This is a genomic window from Kluyvera sp. STS39-E (assembly GCF_040932435.1).
GTDB lineage: Bacteria > Pseudomonadota > Gammaproteobacteria > Enterobacterales > Enterobacteriaceae > Kluyvera.
The window spans coordinates 550,544-571,346 of record NZ_JBFQGA010000001.1; the positions used below are offsets into that span (position 1 = coordinate 550,544).

Annotated in this window: 17 protein-coding genes; 11 read left to right on the plus strand and 6 right to left on the minus strand. The window is 53.5% G+C overall.

The features are described from left to right. The first annotated feature begins 344 nt into the window (after nt 1-344). Genes gcvA through rlmM form a run of 3 tightly spaced genes read left to right on the plus strand, consistent with a single transcriptional unit; the run spans nt 345 to nt 2,770 of the window. Nucleotides 345-1,262: a glycine cleavage system transcriptional regulator GcvA gene (gene gcvA, locus AB4K05_RS02690; RefSeq protein ID WP_368478470.1), complete on the plus strand. Its 918-nt coding sequence runs from the start codon at nt 345-347 to the stop codon at nt 1,260-1,262. Between the two features lie 19 nt (nt 1,263-1,281). Then, entirely contained in the window at nt 1,282-1,677 is a 396-nt protein-coding gene (locus tag AB4K05_RS02695; protein WP_052282103.1) for a DUF423 domain-containing protein, read from the plus strand. Then, nucleotides 1,670-2,770 (plus strand): 23S rRNA (cytidine(2498)-2'-O)-methyltransferase RlmM, encoded by a 1,101-nt coding sequence (gene rlmM / locus AB4K05_RS02700; protein ID WP_368478471.1) that lies wholly within the window; start codon nt 1,670-1,672, stop codon nt 2,768-2,770. The genes AB4K05_RS02695 and rlmM overlap by 8 nt, the downstream gene beginning before the upstream one ends. Before the next feature lie 160 nt (nt 2,771-2,930). Here the strand turns inward: rlmM and xni are convergent, their stop codons facing one another. The 5 genes from xni to queF all read right to left on the minus strand — a co-directional run bounded on the left by xni (nt 2,931) and on the right by queF (nt 9,335). Continuing rightward, nucleotides 2,931-3,686 (minus strand): flap endonuclease Xni, encoded by a 756-nt coding sequence (xni, locus tag AB4K05_RS02705; protein WP_368478472.1) that lies wholly within the window; start codon nt 3,684-3,686, stop codon nt 2,931-2,933. Between the two features lie 114 nt (nt 3,687-3,800). After that, entirely contained in the window at nt 3,801-5,165 is a 1,365-nt protein-coding gene (locus AB4K05_RS02710) for an L-serine ammonia-lyase (RefSeq protein WP_368478473.1), read from the minus strand. 51 nt (nt 5,166-5,216) lie between these two features. After that, nucleotides 5,217-6,506, minus strand: a complete 1,290-nt coding sequence (locus tag AB4K05_RS02715; RefSeq protein WP_368478474.1) for an HAAAP family serine/threonine permease — start codon at nt 6,504-6,506, stop codon at nt 5,217-5,219. 502 nt (nt 6,507-7,008) lie between these two features. Continuing rightward, nucleotides 7,009-8,373: a nucleotide 5'-monophosphate nucleosidase PpnN gene (ppnN, locus tag AB4K05_RS02720; RefSeq protein ID WP_368478475.1), complete on the minus strand. Its 1,365-nt coding sequence runs from the start codon at nt 8,371-8,373 to the stop codon at nt 7,009-7,011. A 116-nt stretch (nt 8,374-8,489) separates the two neighbouring features. Beyond that, the gene (queF, locus tag AB4K05_RS02725; protein WP_368478476.1) at nt 8,490-9,335 is read right to left on the minus strand and encodes an NADPH-dependent 7-cyano-7-deazaguanine reductase QueF; all 846 of its coding nucleotides are present in this window, start codon (nt 9,333-9,335) and stop codon (nt 8,490-8,492) included. A 69-nt stretch (nt 9,336-9,404) separates the two neighbouring features. Between queF and syd the strand changes: the two genes are divergently transcribed. The 8 genes from syd to AB4K05_RS02765 all read left to right on the plus strand — a co-directional run bounded on the left by syd (nt 9,405) and on the right by AB4K05_RS02765 (nt 17,909). Further along, a complete protein-coding gene (gene syd / locus AB4K05_RS02730; protein ID WP_368478477.1) occupies nt 9,405-9,950 on the plus strand; it encodes a SecY-interacting protein in 546 nt (181 codons plus the stop codon). 636 nt (nt 9,951-10,586) lie between these two features. After that, the gene (locus AB4K05_RS02735) at nt 10,587-10,916 is read left to right on the plus strand and encodes a YqcC family protein (RefSeq protein WP_368478478.1); all 330 of its coding nucleotides are present in this window, start codon (nt 10,587-10,589) and stop codon (nt 10,914-10,916) included. After that, a complete protein-coding gene (gene truC / locus AB4K05_RS02740) occupies nt 10,916-11,698 on the plus strand; it encodes a tRNA pseudouridine(65) synthase TruC (protein ID WP_368478479.1) in 783 nt (260 codons plus the stop codon). Before AB4K05_RS02735 ends, truC begins: the two co-directional genes overlap by 1 nt. A 15-nt stretch (nt 11,699-11,713) precedes the next feature. Further along, on the plus strand, nt 11,714-12,157 hold the full coding sequence (locus AB4K05_RS02745; protein WP_368478480.1) for a flavodoxin: 444 nt from the start codon (nt 11,714-11,716) through the stop codon (nt 12,155-12,157). A 470-nt stretch (nt 12,158-12,627) separates the two neighbouring features. Further along, nucleotides 12,628-13,986 carry an MFS transporter gene (locus AB4K05_RS02750; protein ID WP_368478481.1) on the plus strand — a complete coding sequence of 453 codons (1,359 nt, stop codon included), beginning with the start codon at nt 12,628-12,630 and terminating at the stop codon, nt 13,984-13,986. After that, complete coding sequence (locus AB4K05_RS02755) at nt 13,983-15,320, plus strand: enolase C-terminal domain-like protein (protein ID WP_368478482.1); 1,338 nt, start codon at nt 13,983-13,985, stop codon at nt 15,318-15,320. Before AB4K05_RS02750 ends, AB4K05_RS02755 begins: the two co-directional genes overlap by 4 nt. A 22-nt stretch (nt 15,321-15,342) precedes the next feature. Continuing rightward, nucleotides 15,343-16,683, plus strand: a complete 1,341-nt coding sequence (gene gudD, locus AB4K05_RS02760) for a glucarate dehydratase (protein ID WP_368478483.1) — start codon at nt 15,343-15,345, stop codon at nt 16,681-16,683. Nucleotides 16,684-16,769: 86 nt separating this feature from the next. Beyond that, a complete protein-coding gene (locus tag AB4K05_RS02765) occupies nt 16,770-17,909 on the plus strand; it encodes a glycerate kinase (RefSeq protein ID WP_368478484.1) in 1,140 nt (379 codons plus the stop codon). Between the two features lie 96 nt (nt 17,910-18,005). Here AB4K05_RS02765 and barA read toward each other — a convergent pair whose 3' ends face one another. Continuing rightward, nucleotides 18,006-20,759 (minus strand): two-component sensor histidine kinase BarA, encoded by a 2,754-nt coding sequence (gene barA, locus AB4K05_RS02770; RefSeq protein ID WP_368478485.1) that lies wholly within the window; start codon nt 20,757-20,759, stop codon nt 18,006-18,008. Nucleotides 20,760-20,803 lie beyond the last annotated feature (44 nt).

Consider the following 20,803-nt stretch of genomic DNA (forward strand, 5'->3'; position numbering starts at 1 on the left):
TTCACAGGCAAAAAAAAGCACCGCAATAAGGCGGTGCTACATTAATCACTATGGACAGACAGGGTAAATGTACAGGAAGTGAAAAAGGGTAGCCTTGCTACCGTGATCTGAATTGCAGACCAATTGCAAACACAACAACACAACATCACAACCGCAAGCCAAAAGCTGTTCAGAACACGCATTCCGAAAAAAGCTTTTCGTTCCGGCTCAGGAAGTGCCGCCATGATAGGTATTTGCTGGTAGAACCTCAACGGACAAATTATAATGTCTCAGATAAAAAAAACTAATAGGTTAAACAGTGTTTCCTATTTGTTAAAATCAATTAACAATTGAGTTCTGGGACCATGTCAAAGCGTTTGCCACCTCTTAATGCATTACGTGTATTTGATGCAGCCGCACGTCATTTAAGCTTCACTCGTGCGGCCGATGAGCTTTTTGTGACGCAGGCCGCAGTAAGCCATCAAATCAAGTCTCTCGAGGATTTTCTGGGTCTAAAACTGTTCCGGCGGCGTAACCGCTCCCTGCTGTTAACGGAGGAGGGACAGAGCTATTTTCAGGATATCAAGGAGATCTTTTCGCAATTAACCGAGGCTACGCGTAAACTACAGGCCCGGAGTGCGAAAGGGGCGTTAACCGTGAGTTTACTGCCCAGTTTTGCCATTCAGTGGCTGGTGCCTCGCCTCTCAAGCTTTAACTCAGCTTATCCGGGAATCGACGTCAGAATTCAGGCCGTTGACCGTCAGGAAGACAAACTGGCGGACGATGTGGATGTGGCCATTTTTTATGGTCGCGGCAACTGGCCGGGACTGCGGGTTGAAAAACTCTACGCTGAGTATCTGCTCCCCGTCTGTTCTCCGTTGCTGCTTACCGGTGAGAAAGCACTAAAAACGCCCGCCGACCTAGCAAAGCACACGTTGTTGCACGATGCTTCGCGCCGCGACTGGCAAACCTATACCCGCCAGCTCGGGCTTAGCCATATCAACGTGCAGCAGGGGCCAATTTTCAGCCATAGCGCGATGGTGCTACAGGCTGCTATCCATGGACAGGGGGTTGCGTTGGCGAATAACGTCATGGCGCAATCTGAAATTGAAGCGGGCCGTCTGGTATGTCCGTTTAATGACGTCCTCGTCAGCAAGAATGCTTTTTATCTGGTTTGTCATGACAGTCAGGCAGAACTGGGTAAAATAGCGGCCTTTCGTCAATGGATTCTGGCGAAAGCGGCTCAAGAGCAAGAAACTTTTCGTTTTCGATACGACCAATAAATGAATTTAGGGTAATACCATGACCAGCCGTTTTATGCTGATATTTGCCGCAATCAGTGGCTTTATTTTTGTTGCACTTGGCGCGTTTGGCGCACACGTGCTGAGCAAATCGTTAGGCGTTGTTGAGATGGGGTGGATCCAGACCGGTCTGGAGTACCAGGCATTCCACACGCTGGCGATTTTTGGCCTTGCCGTTGCCATGCAGCGCCGCATTAGTATTTGGTTCTACTGGAGCAGCGTATTTATGGCGCTGGGTACAGTACTGTTTAGCGGCAGCCTGTACTGCTTGGCACTCTCCCATCTGCGTCTGTGGGCTTTTGTCACACCGGTTGGCGGCGTAAGTTTCCTGGCCGGTTGGGTTTTGATGTTAATTGGTGCGATTCGACTTAAACGTAAGGGTGTTGTTCATGAATAAGGTTGTGCTGTATTGCCGCCCTGGGTTTGAGAAAGAGTGTGCTGCGGAAATTACCGATAAGGCCGGACGTCGCGAGGTGTTTGGCTTTGCGCGCGTGAAAGATAACTCCGGCTATGTGATTTTCGAATGCTATCAGGAAGGCGATGCTGACAAACTGGCGCGTGAGCTGCCGTTTAGTTCACTGGTGTTTGCCCGTCAGATGATTGTGGTGGGCGAGCTGTTAAAAGATCTTCCGCCGGAAGACCGCGTAACCCCGATCGTCGGCATGCTGCAAGGCGTGGTCGAGAAGGGTGGCGATCTTCGTGTGGAAGTGGCTGACACCAACGAAAGCAAAGAGCTGATGAAGTTCTGCCGTAAGCTCACCGTGCCGCTGCGCTCGGCGCTACGTGAAGCGAAGGTGCTGGCTTCGTATGAGACGCCTAAGCGCCCGGTGGTGCATGTGTTCTTTATTGCACCGGGCTGCTGCTATACCGGGTACTCCTACACCACCAACAACTCACCGTTCTTCATGGGTATCCCGCGTCTGAGATTCCCATCAGATGCGCCAAGCCGTTCGACGCTGAAGCTGGAAGAGGCGTTCCACGTCTTTATTCCCGCCGATGAGTGGGATGAACGTTTGGCTAACGGGATGTACGCGGTCGATCTGGGCGCCTGTCCTGGCGGTTGGACGTATCAGCTAGTGAAACGTAATATGTGGGTCTCTTCCGTGGATAACGGCCCGATGGCGCAAAGTCTGATGGATACCGGCCAGGTGACCTGGCTGCGTGAAGACGGTTTCCGCTACCGCCCAACCCGTAGCAACATCTCGTGGATGGTGTGCGATATGGTTGAGCGTCCGGCGAAGGTGGCTGCGTTGATGGCGGAATGGTTGGTCAACGGTTGGTGCCGTGAGACCATTTTCAACCTGAAGCTGCCGATGAAAAAGCGCTACGAAGAGCTGTCTAACAACTTAGCGTACATCCAAGAGAAGCTCGATGAGAACGGTATTAATGCGCAGATTCAGGCGCGTCAGCTGTATCACGACCGTGAAGAAGTGACCGTTCACATTCGCCGTCTGTGGGCCGCCGTGGGTGGTCGTCGCGACGAGCGATAACGCCATCCCGGCAGATGTGCGCGCAGTTGCCTGATGGCGCTGCGCTTATCAGGCCTACGATTTCAACCGAAGCTTGTAGGCCGGATAAGGCGTTTACGCCGCCATCCGGCAGATATGCGTGCGGCTGCCTGATGATGTTGCGCTTATCATGCCTACGATTTTATCTGGCTAATCGCAGATGCTGTAAATTGCCATCGATATGAAGGTCGGTTTGCAGGCGCGCAATATCCCGGCATAAAAACGCCATTTCCCGATGCGTTTCCAGCTTTTTACGCCACTTCTCCGGCACCTCTTCCAGCCGTTCGTACAGCCCTTCCAGCGAACCAAATTCTACCAGCAGCTGCGTCGCACTCTTAGGGCCAATACCCGCTACGCCAGGCACTTTTGAACTGCTGATCCCCACCAGTCCCCAATAATCAGGAAGCTGCTGTGGCAGCACGCCAAATTCTTTTTCGATAAACGGTGAGTCCAGCCAGCGTTTTTGGAAATAGTCCCTAATCTGTAACGTCGGCGACAGCAGTTGGCAGTAGCCTTTATCGGTGGAGACGATAGTGGCCTGATGGCCGGCCTGCGTGACCTTCACCGCCAGCGTGGCGGCTAAGTCATCGGCTTCGTTGCCGGCTGAAACCCAGCACTGTACCCCGCGCTGCTCGAACGCCGCACGAAGCGCGGGCATTTCCGCATGCAGCTCGTCAGGCATGGGCTGGCGGCCGGCTTTGTAGTCTGGGAGACGCTGGTACCGCCAACCGCTGTTACGCGCTTCATCGTCGAATACCGCTACCGCATGCGTAGGCTGACTGTGAACAATCAGCAGGTCTAACGCGTGCTGGCAGGTTTCCACGCAGGGCGACCCCTGAACGGCGTGAATACGACGGATTAAGTTGAGCGCATCAACGATAAGCAAATGAACGGCCACCTAGTGTTCTCCTTACTGAAACAGGCGCTAAGGGTAACATTCACGGCGTAGTGAGGCTATTGACGGGGGATAAAACGGGAAGAGGCCTCGCAAAACGAGGCCTCTGGGGATGGCTTAATCGCAGGAGACTTTCATCGCCAGACCGCCGCGAGAGGTTTCGCGGTATTTGGCATTCATGTCTTTGCCGGTTTCGTACATGGTTTCGATAACCTTATCGAGGCAAACGCGCGGCACGCTGGTGCGGCGAAGCGCCATACGTGCGGCATTTACAGCCTTCACGGAGGCAATGGCGTTACGTTCGATACATGGCACCTGCACCTGACCGGCAACTGGGTCACAGGTCAGGCCAAGGTTGTGTTCCATGCCGATTTCCGCGGCGATACAGACCTGCGCAGGGCTACCGCCCAGCAGCTCAGCCAAACCGGCTGCGGCCATTGAACAGGCAACGCCGACTTCGCCCTGGCAGCCAACTTCAGCGCCAGAAATTGAGGCGTTCATCTTGTACAGAGAGCCAATAGCGCTGGTCACCAGCATGTAGCGCGCCAGCGAGTTAGCGTTTACTTCACGTATAAACTTGTCGTAGTACGCCAGCACCGCAGGAACGATACCGCAGGCACCGTTGGTCGGTGCGGTAACAACGCGGCCACCGGCGGCGTTTTCTTCGTTAACGGCGAGAGCGAACATGTTGATCCAGTCAACCACCGCCATCGGGTCGCTGTTCACTTTGTCCTGGCTCACCAGCATACGGCGCAGCGCGGCAGCACGGCGCGGTACGCGCAGTTTGCCCGGCAGGACGCCTTCAGTGGTGGTGCCGTGCTCAATACCGCCCTTCATCACTGCCCAGACGTCAGCGAAGTGCTTTTCCAGCTCTTCTTTGCTGTGCAGCGCGAGTTCGTTTTGCATCATGAGGCCGGACAACGACAGGCCTGTCTCTTCGCAGTGACGCTGCAAATCGGCCGCATTTTTGTACGGATAAGGCACGGCAACAGGTGCTTCGTCCTGCTGGTTAAAGTGCTCTTCATCGACGATAAAACCACCGCCAATGGAATAATAAGTTTTGCTGTAAACCGCTTTATCACCCGCCAGCGCGGTGATACGCATACCGTTTTCATGCAGGGAGAGGTTGTCAGTGTGGAAGTTCATGCACTGGTCAACCGGGAACTCCACTTCGTGCTGTCCGTTTGCCAACAGCAGGCGACCGTGGGTGTTCACATCCTGGATAAATGCCGGGATGGACTCGATATCAACCGTGTCCGGCAGGTTGCCAGCCAGACCCATAATAATGGCGATATCGGTGTGGTGACCTTTACCGGTCAGTGAGAGTGAGCCGTAAACATCGACGACCACGCGAGTGATATCAGTGAGGATCCCACGCGCAATCAAGTCGTCCGTGAATTGTTTGCCTGCTTTCATTGGTCCGACGGTGTGTGAGCTGGAAGGACCAATGCCGATTTTGAAAATATCGAATACGCTAATCATGAGGCGTCCATTGTATAACGAGGTGCGCCGCCCGAGGGCGGCGCAGGGGGATTAACTGAACAGAGAGTAGGAGATTGCGGAGATAGCGATAAGACCCATCAGGACAACGAATACGTTGCTGACATGACCGCTGTACTTACGCATTGCTGGTACTTTCTGAATCGCATACATCGGCATCAGGAACAGAATCATCGCGATAATCGGGCCACCCAGGGTCTCAATCATGCCGAGGATGCTTGGGTTCAGCGTCGCCACAATCCAAGTGGTTACGAGCATGAACGCGGCGGTGATTTTGTTCAGCTTGCTGATTTCAATCGTTTTGCCTTTACCACGCAGAGACTTAATGACCATCCCGTTGAAGCCTTCACGAGCGCCTAAGTAGTGGCCGAGGAAGGATTTGGTGATAGCAATAATCGCAATGATTGGTGCCATCCAGGCGATAACCGGTGCGTTAAAGTGGTTTGCCAGGTAAGACAGGATAGAGATGTTCTGATCTTTGGCTGCTGCGAGGTCCGCAGGGGACAGGCTCAGTACACAGCTGAAGACAAAGAACATTACGGTCAGCACCATCATGATGTGAGCGCGAGCCAGAATAGAGGAGCATTTTTTCTCTGCGCCCTGGCCGTACTCTTCACGCTTCGCCACGGCGAAGGAGGAGATGATTGGTGAGTGGTTAAAGGAGAAGACCATGACCGGAATTGCCAGCCACAGAGTCATCCACAGGCCTTTGCCAGTTACGGCTGCACCGCTAAATGAAAGGGTTTCCAGTGCTGCACCGCTCCACTGAGGGATCAGGTACAGAGCCAGCACCATCAGGGCGGCAACGAACGGGAATACCAGGATGCTCATCGCTTTTACGATCATCTGCTCACCGAAGCGAACGATAGTCATCATACCGACGATCAGCAGCAGAGACAGAATCACGCGCGGCGGTGGCGTCATGTGCAGCTGGTGAGTCAGGAAGCTTTCTACCGTGTTGGTGATAGCGACGCTATAAACCAGCAGGATTGGGTAGATTGCGAAGAAGTAAAGCAGGGTAATCAGTTTACCTGCGCCAACGCCGAAGTGCTCTTCAACAACTTCAGTGATGTCTTCACCCGGGTTTTTACCGGACAGCACGAAGCGGGTCAGACCGCGGTGTGCGAAGTAGGTCATCGGGAACGCAAGAATTGCCATGATGATAAGCGGGATCATGCCGCCTACGCCGGCATTAATCGGCAGGAACAGTACGCCTGCACCGATTGCAGTGCCATAAAGACCCAGCATCCACATTGTATCTGTTTTGCGCCATCCGCTAGCAGATTCTGCTGTGACGACCGTGCTGGTTTGAGTGTTTTCCATCTGTATCTCCTGGAGGAAGGAAAAATGCTAATTTTTTAGTCAAATAAAGTAAAAGAAACGATAAAAGCAATATTAAATTTTATATGTGACGGTTTTTTTATGATTTTTACCCGGCGCCATTTTTGACGAGCGCAAATGTACATTTAACTGGCGAATGTATCAGTGATCACGATCCCAAATGTAATAATCCACTTTTGATTGGGGTTATTGCAGGTCTTTACCCTGTAATTGGCTTTTCTGCGGAAATTTATGGTCGCGAAGGCTAGCATTTGCAGTATGACGGGTAAATGGGGAGGGGGATAAATACGATGTTTTTGCTGATAAAAATGGTCAAAGCGGCGCTTTTTAGCGTCTTATGACAACTATCGTTGATAATATGCGGTTGTTCATTAAACGCAAACGATTGGCTTTGAGGCGCGAAGGCAGAATTTTGTGGGCTGATTTGGGTAATCCCGGCGGAGAATGCCGCCGGGGGGAGAGGAGAAAACGCTGAGCGTGAGCCTTAGGCGCAGATTTCGTAGCAAGGAATATAGGCAGAGCCGGGTAATTTCATGCGATGCTGGGCGACGAAACCCTGCAGCAGTTCATCCATCCGGCGCATCATCTCTTTGTCACCGTGAATTTTATACGGCCCAAACTCTTCGATGGCACGGATACCCACCTCTTTCACGTTACCCGCCACGATGCCAGAGAAGGCGCGACGTAAGTCGGCAGCCAGAACTTCGACAGGCTGGTCCGGGTAGAGCTTCAGGTTGGCCATATTTTCGTGAGAAGGCTCGAACGGCATTTGCAGGTCTGGGGTAATACGAATCGACCAGTTGAAACTGTATGCGTCACCGGTATCGCGACGATTCTCTTTCACTAGCGGCATCGCTTTTTTCATCTGACGCGCCACTTCAACTTCATCATCAATGATGATTTTGTAGTGACGACGTGCGCCTTCACCCAGCGTATGCACGACAAATTCGTCCAGTACGCGGAAGTAGTCGGCGCTCTCTTTCGGACCGGTGAGGATAAGCGGCAGCACTTGGTCTTTGTTTGCCGGGTTCATCAAGATGCCCAACAGATAAAGTAGCTCTTCCGCAGTGCCGACGCCGCCTGGGAAAATAATGATGCCGTGAGCGATACGTACGAATGCTTCCAGACGTTTTTCAATGTCTGGCATGATGATAAGTTCGTTGACCAGCGGGTTAGGCGGCTCGGCGGCAATGATTGACGGCTCGGTCATGCCAATAAAACGACCTTCTTTGTAGCGCTGCTGCGCGTGACCCACCGCAGCGCCTTTCATCGGCGCTTCCATCGCGCCCGGGCCACAGCCAGTACAGATGTTGAGTTCGCGTAAGCCTAGCTGGTTACCGACACGACGCGCATAGAGATATTCGTTTTCGTTGATTGAATGTCCGCCCCAGCACACCACCATGCTCGGCGCTTCGCCTACGTGCAGCGCACGGGCGTTGCGCAGGATGGAGAAGACCAAGTTGGTGATGTGGATAGAGCTTTCTAAATCGAGACTCGGGAAACGGACGGCGTTATGAATTTGTCCGTAAACAAACAGAATATCGCGCAGGACGGCGAACAGGTTGGCCTGTAGCGAACGAATGATACGGCCGTCAACGAACGCATCTTCCGGCGGGTTGATAAGCTCTAGCTTTACGCCGCGTTCGCGACTTAGCACGTTGATATCAAAATTCTCAAAGCGGGATAGCAGTTCTTTGCTGTTATCGGTCAGGCTGCCTGAGTTGAGTACGGCCAGTGAGCAGTTACGGAACAATTGGTACAAGTCGCTGCTGGCCGTGCGTTTGAGCATGTCCACTTCCAACTGCGACAACATATCCATTGAGCCTAGCGGGCTAATATGTGTAATCAAGGGAACTCCTTACGGGACGAATATCGTCTTCCTTAGTGATTACAATAGCCTCGCCAGACCGGTTACGACAACCTTATGCGTGGAACAATGTGCGCATTATTGAGAAATTGTTCAGGTTATTGGCGCACCAAACGCCCTATGGCCGGGACGAATTCGCTGTTGGAACGCCATGGGTTGATGTCTAGGCCGCCACGTCGGGTGTAGCGGGCATAGACGCTCAGACTTTCCGGTGCGCAAAAACGTAAAATGTCGTTGAAGATGCGCTCGACGCACTGCTCATGGAATTCATTGTGGTGGCGGAAAGAGACCAAGTAACGCAGCAACTTTTCGCGATCAATCTGCGGGCCGCGATATTGAATTTGTACCGAGCCCCAATCCGGCTGATGGGTGATAAGACAGTTGGATTTCAACAGATGGCTGACCAGCGTTTCCTGTACGACTTTCTGACCAGCAGCGCCTTTGAGGTAGTTGGTGCTGAATTCATAGCTATCGATTTCAATATCCTGAGCGTCAATGCAACTGCCGTGGAAGTGGGCAATCGGCTGGCCTTCTACCTCGTCAAGGCGGTACAGCGCGACGGTCACTTCACCCTGTGCGCAGGCGCTGAGATCGCGTGCCAGCGTCTCTTGCACGGCGTCCCAACTGGTAAAACGCGTCTGGTTAAAGCTGTTGAGGTAGAGCTTAAAGCTTTTAGACTCAATGAGATTTACCGTTTGGTGGCTGAGCTCAACATGGCCCACTGCCACCTGCGGCAATCCTTTGGCATTCAGCCAAGACAGTTCGTACAGCGTCCAGATATCGGCCCCATGAAAAGGCAGCGAGTCGGCATGCAGGCCGAGCGGATCGCGGTTTAAGCTGCGCGGTACACCCTGCAGCAGGCTGGCGTCATAGATATCGCGGTAATCTGTGGTTTTACCCAGCGTCAGGCCAGAGAGCGCCTGATGGTTCTCATAAGAAGACATGTTTCACCGTTATAAAGCAGGTACACTATTGTATCTAGTGTACCCTGGCTAATCTGAAGAGAGAAATTCGTGGACCAGCAGACAGCAGAAGCATTACATGCCTTTACCCAACGCTATTGCGATGCTTGGCAGCGCGACCACAACAGCCTGCCGCGCAGCGAAGAGCTTTATGGCATTCCATCGCCATGTCAGGTGTCGACCACTGATAACGCCGTGTTCTGGCAGCCGCAGCCGTTCGACGGCGAGCAAAATGTAAATGGCGTTGAGCGCGCCATGGATATTGTGGTACAACAACCCATTCACAGTTATTATACCACCCAGTATGCGGGTGATATGCAGGCGTTTTTCATGGGGGAATCCCTAACCCTGCTGCAGGCGTGGAGTCCAGATGATTTCCGCCGCGTTCAGGAAAACCTGATTGGTCATCTGGTGACGCAAAAACGTTTGAAGCTTTCTCCGACCTTATTTATAGCAACGCTGGACAGCGAACTGGACGTCATTTCCGTGTGTAATGTGACCGGCGAAGTGATTAAAGAAACGCTTGGAACCCGCAATCGCCTACCCCTGGCCTCCTCTCTTGCGAGTTTCCTGACTCAACTTCATCCCAATCTGTAAGACAGTTTGCCCGTCATCTTGTGAGAGATCTCTTACACGCATTGTAAGAGATCGCCAGAAGTTAAGTAGGACACCCCTCACACCAATTTGATAAATTATCAATAAATCAATGTGTTGACTTTAAATCTTACTATTTTGCTCTCGTGTAAGCCTTAAGGGATTGCCTGAGAAGCACTTGTAAGATGGGGCGGAATAGCGGATTCTATGTCTGTCGACAGGGAGTCGCACAGTGAGGTGAACATCAGGATGATGACACTTCACAGGACACACCGGGAAGGTGATACAAGGATAGGCTTCAGGATGAAGCACAGGACCACGCAGGAACGCGTTAAAGGACACCTCCAGGACGGAGAATGAGAGCCAGAGAGGATATCTGGTGGATCAGGAAGATCGGGACACACTCAAGGACTGGGTGAAATCACATCGGGGTGGTGTGATGCAGGAAGCAACTGTTTATGGATGAACATGGTCAGGAGACCACAGGAAAAGTTGTCACGGACGAGCAGGGAGCACTAAAAGTAGCTGGATTGCTGCGAAACGAACCGGGAGCACTGTTTTTACAGTGCTCCCTTTTTTTTGTTTCTCGCCAACCAGTAATGGTATCCTGCGCCCGATTTTGTTTCCTCTGAGGTTCCCATGACACGCCACGACAGCCTACGCGACCAACTCCTGCTTATTGAAAACCTGCTTCGTCAGCATCAACATTGGCAAGAAAACGCGCCGCACGACAGCGCCTTCACCAGCGATCAGCCATTTTGCATGGATACGCTAGAACCGCTTGAGTGGCTGCAATGGGTGTTGATCCCGCGTATGCACCAGATGCTAGATAGCAAAATGCCGCTGCCGAAAGATTTTGCCATCGCGCCATACTATGAGATGGCTCTTGACGCTGCCCATCCACTACGCGCCATCATTCTGCCGCCGTTGACCGAACTCGACGCCTTCTTTGCAAGCGATGTGACCTGATGCTGGAAATTATATATCAGGACGAATGGCTGGTTGCGGTGAATAAGCCGTCCGGCTGGCTGGTTCATCGCAGTTGGCTCGATCGTGATGAGAAAGTGGTGGTGATGCAGACGGTACGCGATCAAATTGGTCAGCATGTCTTTACCGCTCATCGCCTTGATCGGCCCACCTCCGGCGTCCTGCTGATGGGGCTTTCCAGCGAAGCTGGCCGTCGTCTATCGCAGCAGTTTGAGCAGCATCAGATCCAAAAACGTTACCACGCGATTGTGCGCGGCTGGCTGACCGACGAGGCGGTGCTCGATTACCCGTTGGTGGAAGAGCTGGATAAAATCGCCGATAAGTTTTCCCGTGAGAATAAAGAAGCACAACCTGCAGTAACCCACTATCGAGGGCTGGCAACGGTTGAGATGCCGGTGGCGACTGGGCGCTATCCGACCACGCGTTATGGCTTGGTGGAGCTCGATCCGAAAACCGGACGTAAGCACCAACTGCGCCGCCACATGTCTCATCTTCGTCATCCGATGATTGGTGACAGCAAGCACGGCGACTTGCGACAAAACCGTAGTGCGCTTGAACATTTTGGCTGCAACCGGCTGATGCTCCATGCCAGCCAGCTGTCGCTCACTCACCCGTTTACCGGCGAGCCGCTGGTATTGCGTGCCGAACTGGATGACGTCTGGATGCAGGCTTTATCACATTTTGGCTGGCGCGGACTTCTCCCCTTGAATGAAAGGGTTGAGTTTGTCGCCGACTGCGGTCAGGATGAAGCTATCGAGAAGTAAACAGGGAGTTAAATCATGGCAGAAGTCGGGATTTTTGTAGGCACCATGTACGGCAATTCGCTGCTGGTGGCGGAAGAGGCGGAAACTATTCTGACCGGTCTTGGCCATCAGGCAAAGGTATTTGAAGACCCGATGATCGCCGATTGGGAAAGCTATACCGGGAAATATGTTCTGGTTGTCACCTCGACAACCGGGCAGGGCGATTTACCAGACAGTATTGTTCCCTTATTTAACGATCTCCAAGATATGTACCAACCGCATCTGCGCTACGGCATCATTGCGCTGGGCGACAGTACCTACGCCAATTTCTGTGGCGGCGGTAAACGATTCGATGCGCTGTTACAAGAACAGAGCGCGCAGCGTATCGGCGAGATGCTGATGATTGACGCCTCGGAAGATCCCGAACCGGAAAGCGTTGCAAATCCGTGGGTCGAACAGTGGGCGACACTGCTTAAATAACACAGAAGCCCTCCCCCTACTCGGAGGGCCTCCATGCCCCTATTGCCAGCCAATCCTTTGGAACAACGACTGTTCTCATCATAGCAAGCCCGTCAGAGCTTCTCTTCGGACCGATGTCCGTAAACGAATTTGCCTGTCCCCTTTTTTCTGGGCGTTTCCACAACGTCAAGAGAACCCTTTCACGTTCTTTTGCCTGGGGCTTATTGAGCCGCCGTTTGTTTTCCATTTTCGTGAGCCATTACCCAGCAAGTTGGGCGTATGTCAAAAATATACGGATAAAATAGTGGAAATGATGTGCGTTTGAATGATGAGCCACGAGCCTCCTCTTTTTATACTTTTCCTGCCAGTTATAAAAAAGCAGTAGCGCAACGACATACTGCTAAAAAACACAAATACGTCATTCTGATTACCCTACAGGTTGTGCTGTTCAGAATGGATGTAGCGAAAAGCTATAATTCAGGAGTACAACAATGAGTTCATTAAGTCATACTGCGGGCGCCGTTGAAAAACGAACAAACGCTCGCTATTGGATAGTGGTGATGCTGTTTATTGTCACCTCTTTTAACTACGGTGACCGCGCAACGCTTTCCATTGCCGGTTCGGAGATGGCAAAAGATATAGGACTTGATGCGGTTGGAATGGGATATGTTTTCTCCGCATTTTCATGGGCCTATGTTATTGGTCAAATCCCTGGCGGCTGGTTGCTTGACCGCTTTGGTTCAAAACGCGTTTATTTCTGGTCTATTTTCATCTGGTCCGGATTTACCCTTCTGCAGGGCTTCGTTGATATCTTCAACGGCTTTGGCATCGTCATTGCGCTTTTCACCCTGCGCTTTTTGGTCGGTCTCGCTGAAGCGCCTTCCTTCCCGGGGAATAGCCGCATTGTGGCCGCTTGGTTCCCGGCTCAGGAAAGGGGCACGGCAGTGGCTATCTTCAATTCCGCACAATATTTTGCCACCGTTATCTTTGCGCCGATTATGGGCTGGCTGACCCACGCCGTGGGTTGGTCGCACGTCTTCTTCTTTATGGGGGGACTTGGCATTATCATCAGCTTTGTCTGGCTGAAGGTGATTTATGAGCCAAATCAGCATCCTGGCGTGAATAAAAAAGAGCTGGAGTATATTGCTGAGGGCGGTGCGCTTATCAATATGGATCAAAAGGGCACGACGGCGAAAGTTCCGTTCAGCCAGAAGTGGGGGCAAATCAAACAGCTGCTTGGCTCCCGCATGATGATCGGTGTCTATATCGGTCAGTACTGCATCAACGCATTAACCTATTTCTTTATCACCTGGTTCCCGGTCTATCTGGTTCAGGCCCGTGGGATGTCAATTCTCAAGGCCGGTTTTGTCGCATCGGTGCCGGCCATCTGCGGCTTTGTGGGCGGCGTGCTCGGCGGGATTATCTCTGACTGGCTGATGCGCCGAACCGGCTCGCTCAATATTGCCCGTAAAACCCCGATTGTGTTGGGTATGTTGCTGTCGATGGTGATGGTGTTCTGTAACTACGTCAACGCGGAGTGGATGATCATTGGCTTTATGGCAATGGCCTTCTTCGGGAAAGGTATCGGTGCGCTCGGCTGGGCGGTGATGGCCGATACGGCACCGAAAGAGATAAGCGGTCTGTCCGGCGGCTTGTTCAATATGTTCGGCAATATTTCCGGGATCGTGACGCCAATTGCTATCGGCTATATCGTCGGCACCACGGGCTCTTTCAACGGTGCGCTAATTTATGTCGGTATTCATGCGCTGGTGGCGATTCTCAGCTACCTGGTGCTGGTCGGCGATATTAAACGCGTTGAACTCAAACCGGTGACAGGGAGCTCATTATGAGTATGCAAGCGAGTCCCGTGATTACCGATATGAAAGTCATTCCCGTCGCGGGACATGACAGTATGCTGATGAATATCGGCGGTGCGCACAGCGCCTGGTTCACCCGCAATATTGTGGTGTTGACCGATAACGCCGGGAATACCGGCGTTGGGGAAGCGCCGGGTGGAGAAGTAATTTATCAAACCTTGATGGACGCCATTCCGATGGTGTTGGGGCAGGAAGTCGCCCGCCTGAATAAAGTGGTGCAGCGGGTGCACAAAGGCAATCAGCACGCTGATTTTGACACCTTCGGCAAGGGTGCATGGACGTTTGAACTGCGGGTCAACGCCGTCGCTGCGCTGGAAGCCGCGCTACTGGATTTACTCGGCAAAGCATTGGGCGTTCCCGTTTGTGAACTGCTTGGCCCGGGTAAACAGCGCGATGCCGTGACGGTGTTGGGCTATCTGTTTTACGTAGGCGATCGCACAAAAACCGATCTGCCGTACCTTGAGCGTACGCCAGGCGACCACGAGTGGTATCACCTGCGCCATCAGGAAGCGATGACCAGCGATGCGGTGCTACGTTTAGCACAGGCTTCACAGGATCGTTATGGTTTTAAAGATTTCAAACTGAAGGGCGGTGTGCTGCCGGGCGAGCAGGAAATTGAGTCGGTTAAGGCGCTGAAAAAGCAGTTCCCAGATGCGCGTATTACCGTCGATCCGAACGGTGCGTGGCTGTTGGACGAGGCCATCTCACTGTGCAAAGGACTCAATGATGTATTGACCTATGCGGAGGATCCCTGCGGTGCAGAACAAGGTTTTTCCGGTCGCGAGGTGATGGCGGAATTTCGTCGTGCCACGGGCCTGCCAGTGGCGACGAATATGATTGCAACCAACTGGCGTGAGATGGGGCATGCGGTGATGCTCAATTCAGTCGACATTCCGCTGGCCGACCCGCACTTCTGGACGCTTTCAGGCGCCGTTCGCGTCGCCCAACTTTGTGACGACTGGGGGCTGACCTGGGGCTGCCACTCAAATAACCATTTCGATATCTCACTGGCGATGTTTACCCACGTCGGTGCCGCTGCGCCGGGAACGCCAACTGCGATTGATACCCACTGGATTTGGCAAGAAGGCGACGCGCGTCTGACGAAAAATCCGTTAGAAATTAAGGACGGTAAGATTACCGTGCCGGATGCGCCCGGGCTGGGCGTGGAACTGGACTGGGAGCAGATACACAAAGCGCATGACGCTTACAAGCGACTGCCCGCGGGGGCCCGCAATGATGCCATCCCGATGCAGTATCTGATCCCAGGTTGGACATTTGACCGTAAACGCCCTGTTTTCGGCCGTTGATAATTTAATAAAGGATTGAAACATGATGGTTCAAACTTCAACGCCAGTAGTGGCTTCGATGCAAATCGTGCCGGTTGCCGGGCACGACAGCATGCTGATGAATCTGAGTGGAGCGCATGCCCCGTTCTTCACCCGCAATATCGTTGTCATCAAAGATAACTCGGGCCATACGGGCGTGGGTGAAATTCCCGGTGGCGAGAAAATTCGTCTGACGCTGGAAGACGCCATTCCATTAGTGGTTGGTAAAACGTTGGGTGAGTATAAAAATATCCTCAACAGCGTGCGCAATACCTTCGCCGATCGTGATTCTGGCGGCCGTGGCCTGCAGACGTTCGACCTGCGTACCACTATCCATGTGGTCACCGGTATCGAAGCGGCAATGCTCGATCTTCTCGGTCAGCACCTTGGCGTCAATGTTGCTTCCCTGCTAGGTGACGGCCAACAGCGTAGTGAAGTGGAAATGCTGGGCTACCTGTTCTTTGTCGGCAACCGTAAGGCCACGCCGTTGCCTTATCAGAGCCAACCGGATGAGGCATGTGATTGGTACCGCCTACGCCATGATGAGGCAATGACGCCGGACGCAGTGGTGCGCCTCGCGGAAGCGGCCTATGAGAAATATGGTTTTAATGATTTCAAACTCAAAGGCGGCGTGCTGGCGGGGGAGGAAGAGGCCGAGTCCATTGTGGCATTGGCTAAACGTTTCCCGCAGGCACGCGTGACGCTCGACCCGAACGGCGCATGGTCTCTTGATGAGGCCATCAAAATTGGCAAATACCTGAAGGGGTCCCTAGCCTATGCAGAAGATCCATGCGGCGCGGAGCAGGGGTTCTCAGGTCGTGAGGTGATGGCTGAATTCCGCCGCGCCACCGGTCTGCCGACGGCGACGAATATGATAGCCACCGATTGGCGTCAGATGGGCCACACTCTGTCTTTACAGTCGGTCGATATTCCGCTGGCCGATCCGCATTTCTGGACCATGCAGGGTTCTGTGCGCGTGGCGCAGATGTGCCATGAATTTGGTCTGACTTGGGGCTCGCACTCCAATAACCATTTCGATATTTCGCTGGCGATGTTCACACACGTAGCAGCCGCAGCGCCAGGCAAAGTCACGGCTATTGATACTCACTGGATCTGGCAGGAGGGCAATCAGCGCCTGACCAAAGAGCCGTTTGAGATCAAAGGCGGAATGGTTCAGGTGCCGAATAAACCCGGCCTTGGTGTAGAACTGGATATGGATCAGGTTATGCATGCGAACGAGTTGTATAAAAAACATGGGCTTGGTGCGCGTGATGATGCGATGGGCATGCAGTATTTGATCCCAAACTGGACGTTTGACAACAAGCGCCCTTGCATGGTGCGCTAAAATAACCGCCGGCTCGTTACGGAGCCGGCAGTGTTCTGCGCATTCCCGTGTGCAGAACACTGCCGCCAACTTGCACAAGGACCGCTATGAAAATCGTGATTGCCCCAGACTCTTACAAGGAAAGCCTGAGTGCGCTTGAGGTTGCCTGCGCGATTGAAGCAGGCTTCCGCGAGGTTTATCCCGACGCCGAGTACGTTAAGCTGCCGGTAGCCGACGGTGGTGAAGGGACTGTGGAAGCGATGGTTGCCGCTACTGATGGGCGTGTAGTGACGGTTGACGTGACCGGTCCTTTGGGGGAGTCCGTTGAGGGATTTTACGGCGTCTCGGGTGATGAACAATGTGCCTTTATCGAAATGGCGGCGGCAAGTGGTCTCGAGCTATTACCGCAAGCGCGGCGTAACCCGCTCATCACCACCTCATGGGGCACCGGTGAGCTTATTCGACATGCGCTGGATCTTGGGGTTAAGCGCATCATCATTGGGCTCGGCGGCAGCGCCACTAACGATGGCGGCGCGGGGATGGTTCAGGCGCTGGGTGTAAAGCTATTGACTGCTGACAATAAGCCCGTTTCTCTAGGGGGCGCAGGGTTAGCTACGTTAGCAAAAATAGATACCAGCGGGCTGGATAGCCGCTTGGCACATTGCCAGATTGATGTTGCTTGCGATGTGACCAGCCCGCTGACCGGTGAAGAAGGCGCATCGACGGTGTTTGGTCCGCAAAAAGGTGCCACGCCGGAGATGGTGGCTGAACTTGACGATGCGCTGGTGCATTATGCCCATTGCATTGAACAGGAGCTTGCGCTCGACGTGCTGACGCTAGAAGGCGGCGGGGCGGCTGGCGGCATGGGGGCCGCGCTGTACGCTTTTTGTGGCGCGAGCCTACGTCCCGGCATCGATATTGTCACGGAAGCATTACATCTGGATGCGCTGGTGGCAGATGCGGATTTGGTGATAACCGGTGAAGGACGAATGGACAGCCAGACGGTGCACGGTAAGGTTCCGGTCGGCGTGGCGCGGGTTGCCAAACGTTATCAGATCCCGGTTATTGGCATCGCCGGGAGCCTGACGGCGGATGTCGGCGTGGTACACCAGCATGGTATTGATGCGGTGTTTAGCGTTCTGTATCGCATCTGCACGCTTGATGACGCACTGGCGCAGGCCGGGGAAAATGTGCGTATGACGGCGAGAAATATTGCGGCGGTGCTGAAGGTCGGTCAGAGTCTCTAATTTGTAGGCCGGATAAGGCGAAGCCGCCATCCGGCAATCTGCTCCGAGCTGCCGAATGGCGGCTTCGCCTTATCCGGCCTACGTATCTGCGTGGTGTTATCCCAATATCTTCTTCGTTTCTCGGGTCACATTATCCATCTCATCCAGAAGCTCCAACAATTCTGGCTCCAACTCTTCCGCCGGTGTGCCGCTGCGCAGCTGACCTTCAATTAACTGGCATAAATGCTTCAACCGGGGTACGCCGCTGTAGCCGCAGCTGCCATGCAGTTTATGAATGGCATCGACCAGATTTTCGGGCTGCTCTCCTACCAACTGCTCTTCGACTTTATTGCGGATCTCCGGCAAAAAGGCGACCAGCATCTGTAGCATTTCGCGCGCGAGGTCGGGCTTATAGGCCGCCTGGCGCAGCGCCAACTGCCAGTCGAGCGTGGCGTTGAGATCGACCGGTGGCTCCACCGGCTCTGCCTGTAATGGCCGCATTGGCGGATTGATGCCCGGTTTGTAGCGCAGCAGCAAATCGTGGAGCCGGCCTTCTTCGATAGGTTTCGCCAAATAGTCGTTCATTCCGGCGGCGAGCAGTTTCTCCCGCTGCCCGGAAAGGGCGTGTGCGGTGACGGCAATCACCGGTGTTTGCTGCTGATGAGGAAGCTGACGGATCAGTTCACAGGCGCGAATGCCGTCAATATCCGGCATCTGGATATCCATTAAAATCAGATCAAATTTCATCTGCTTCGCGCTTTCAATTGCCTGCTGCCCGCTTCCACATAGCACAACGTGCTGCACTTGGTCATCGAGCAGGGCGCCAATCAACTTCAGGTTGGCGGGATTATCATCCACCGCCATTACCGTCATTGGCAAACGGCGCTCGGTATTCGGTAGGGCCACTGGCGATAACGTATTTCGGCTGAATTCCAGCAGCACCGGCAGCAACCGGGTCGCCGTTAGCGGCTTCAGCAGACAGGCAGCCGCACCGTTTTTCTTCAACAGCTCCGCGTCGACGTGGGCGTGACAAGGCAGCGCCAACACCAGCAGGTCGGTCATGCCCAGCGCAGTGGCGAGTTTGTCCTGATGAATGCTCAGATCGCGCACTGATACCGGCACGGCGACCAGCAAAATGTCATAAAACTCGGCGGGCAGTGCAGCAAGGCTCACCGCGTAAATGACATCCAGCGGAGTAGAAGCCAGCATGTCCAGCGTTGCCTGAGCCGCGGCGGCGTTGGCCTCCACGTAAGCAATGCGTTTTCCTTTTAGGCTACTGGTATCCGGGCCGTCAGAAATGACGTTCGGGTTAAGGTCGAGATTGATATTAAACCAGAAGGTCGAGCCTCGGTTCGGCTGGCTGTGGAAGGAGATATCGCCGCCCATCTCGCGCACCAGTTTTTGCGTGATAACCAGCCCCAGACCGGTGCCGCCATGACGTCGGGAAATACTGGCATCGGCCTGACGAAACGCCTGGAATAGCCGCGACTGATCGCGCTCGGGGATCCCAATCCCGGTGTCGCGGATCTGTACCTCAATCTGCACTTTGTTATTACTGATAGCCCGCTGTTCAACCATCACGTCAATATTGCCGTTTTCAGTGAACTTGATAGCGTTGCCGACCAGATTAGTGATCACCTGCTGCAAGCGCAGCGGATCGCCAATGACGTTGTCCGGTACATCGTTTTTGATGCTCAGCGTTAATTCCAGCCCCTTATCATGGGCGGAATGGGCGAGTAACGTCACCACTTCATCAAGCGAATTGCGAAGCGGGAAGGGAATGCTTTCCAGTAGTAGCTTTCCGGCCTCCAGCTTCGAGAAATCGAGGACGTCATTGATGATAGCCAGCAGGTTATTGGCTGAACGTTCTATGGTGCTGAGATGATCACGTTGGGTGGGGTTAAGCTCGGTTTTCAGCGTTAGGCGGGTAAAGCCAATCACGCCGTTAAGCGGCGTACGCAGTTCATGCGACATGTTCGCCAGAAACTCAGATTTAATGCGCGCGGCTTCCTGGGCACGTTTTTTGGCAAGATCCAGTTCGACGTTCTGAATCTCCATCTGTTCGAGCGTTTCGCGCAGGTCCGAGGTGGCCTGATCGACGTTATGCTGCATCTCTTCGTGATAGGCGGCCAATGACATCGCCATCGAGTTTATGCCATTTTTCAACATATCCAGCTCGCCGAGCATAAAACCTTCTACTCGGCTGTCGAGCTGCCCACGACGGATGCGGTCAACGGTGTTGACCATATTGCGTATCGGCCCGGTCACGTCCCGCATCAGCCGCCAGCCGAAGATCAGCGCAATCGCGATACAAAACAGCATCATCACGCTGGAGATAAATATCTCTTTGTACTGCTGCAGCCGCACCGATTTAAGATCTAATTCCAGCGCCACGTAGCCCAGCATATTCACCGGCGTTTTGGCATCGGACTGTGGAGATTCATCTGGCGAATAGTGCTCTGAAATAATTGGCGTTCGCAGGATCATGATATCGCCATGGCGCGTGACGCTGAGCCGGCGCGGGAACGGCGTGCCGTGCGGCAGCTGCAATTCTCCCGGATCCAACTGGTAGTTGGAGGTGACGAACAGCTTGTTGTGCTCATCATAAACCGAGATTGCCCGCACGATATCGGAGTGGCGACGATGGAGCACGCTTATCAATTGACCGATTGACTCGCGGTTTTGTAAATTCATTCCGTATTCACTAGAGACAGCAAGCGGCTCAATAATGCTGGCGCCGGCGTCTTCCAGTTGACGCTGCAGGTCGTTATAGCGGTGTACGACGAAGAAGATGCTGAGCAGCAAACCGATGAGTACGGTCGGTGCTAGGATCAAAATCATCATTCTTGCACGAAGGCTGTAGTTGGTCATGGAGGTCCGTTGTGGGAGAATCAGAGCAATATATATGATTGAGA

What these genes read in the sequence shown, in the direction of transcription:
- gcvA (WP_368478470.1), top strand. Translation starts at nt 345, where the DNA reads ATGTCAAAGCGTTTGCCACCTCTTAATGCATTACGTGTATTTGATGCA.
- gudD (WP_368478483.1), top strand. Translation starts at nt 15,343, where the DNA reads ATGATGGTTCAAACTTCAACGCCAGTAGTGGCTTCGATGCAAATCGTG.
- AB4K05_RS02745 (WP_368478480.1), top strand. Translation starts at nt 11,714, where the DNA reads ATGGCAGAAGTCGGGATTTTTGTAGGCACCATGTACGGCAATTCGCTG.
- AB4K05_RS02765 (WP_368478484.1), top strand. Translation starts at nt 16,770, where the DNA reads ATGAAAATCGTGATTGCCCCAGACTCTTACAAGGAAAGCCTGAGTGCG.
- AB4K05_RS02710 (WP_368478473.1), bottom strand. Translation starts at nt 5,165, where the DNA reads ATGATTAGCGTATTCGATATTTTCAAAATCGGCATTGGTCCTTCCAGC.
- rlmM (WP_368478471.1), top strand. Translation starts at nt 1,670, where the DNA reads ATGAATAAGGTTGTGCTGTATTGCCGCCCTGGGTTTGAGAAAGAGTGT.
- truC (WP_368478479.1), top strand. Translation starts at nt 10,916, where the DNA reads ATGCTGGAAATTATATATCAGGACGAATGGCTGGTTGCGGTGAATAAG.
- AB4K05_RS02735 (WP_368478478.1), top strand. Translation starts at nt 10,587, where the DNA reads ATGACACGCCACGACAGCCTACGCGACCAACTCCTGCTTATTGAAAAC.
- AB4K05_RS02755 (WP_368478482.1), top strand. Translation starts at nt 13,983, where the DNA reads ATGAGTATGCAAGCGAGTCCCGTGATTACCGATATGAAAGTCATTCCC.
- AB4K05_RS02695 (WP_052282103.1), top strand. Translation starts at nt 1,282, where the DNA reads ATGACCAGCCGTTTTATGCTGATATTTGCCGCAATCAGTGGCTTTATT.
- AB4K05_RS02715 (WP_368478474.1), bottom strand. Translation starts at nt 6,506, where the DNA reads ATGGAAAACACTCAAACCAGCACGGTCGTCACAGCAGAATCTGCTAGC.
- barA (WP_368478485.1), bottom strand. Translation starts at nt 20,759, where the DNA reads ATGACCAACTACAGCCTTCGTGCAAGAATGATGATTTTGATCCTAGCA.
- queF (WP_368478476.1), bottom strand. Translation starts at nt 9,335, where the DNA reads ATGTCTTCTTATGAGAACCATCAGGCGCTCTCTGGCCTGACGCTGGGT.
- AB4K05_RS02750 (WP_368478481.1), top strand. Translation starts at nt 12,628, where the DNA reads ATGAGTTCATTAAGTCATACTGCGGGCGCCGTTGAAAAACGAACAAAC.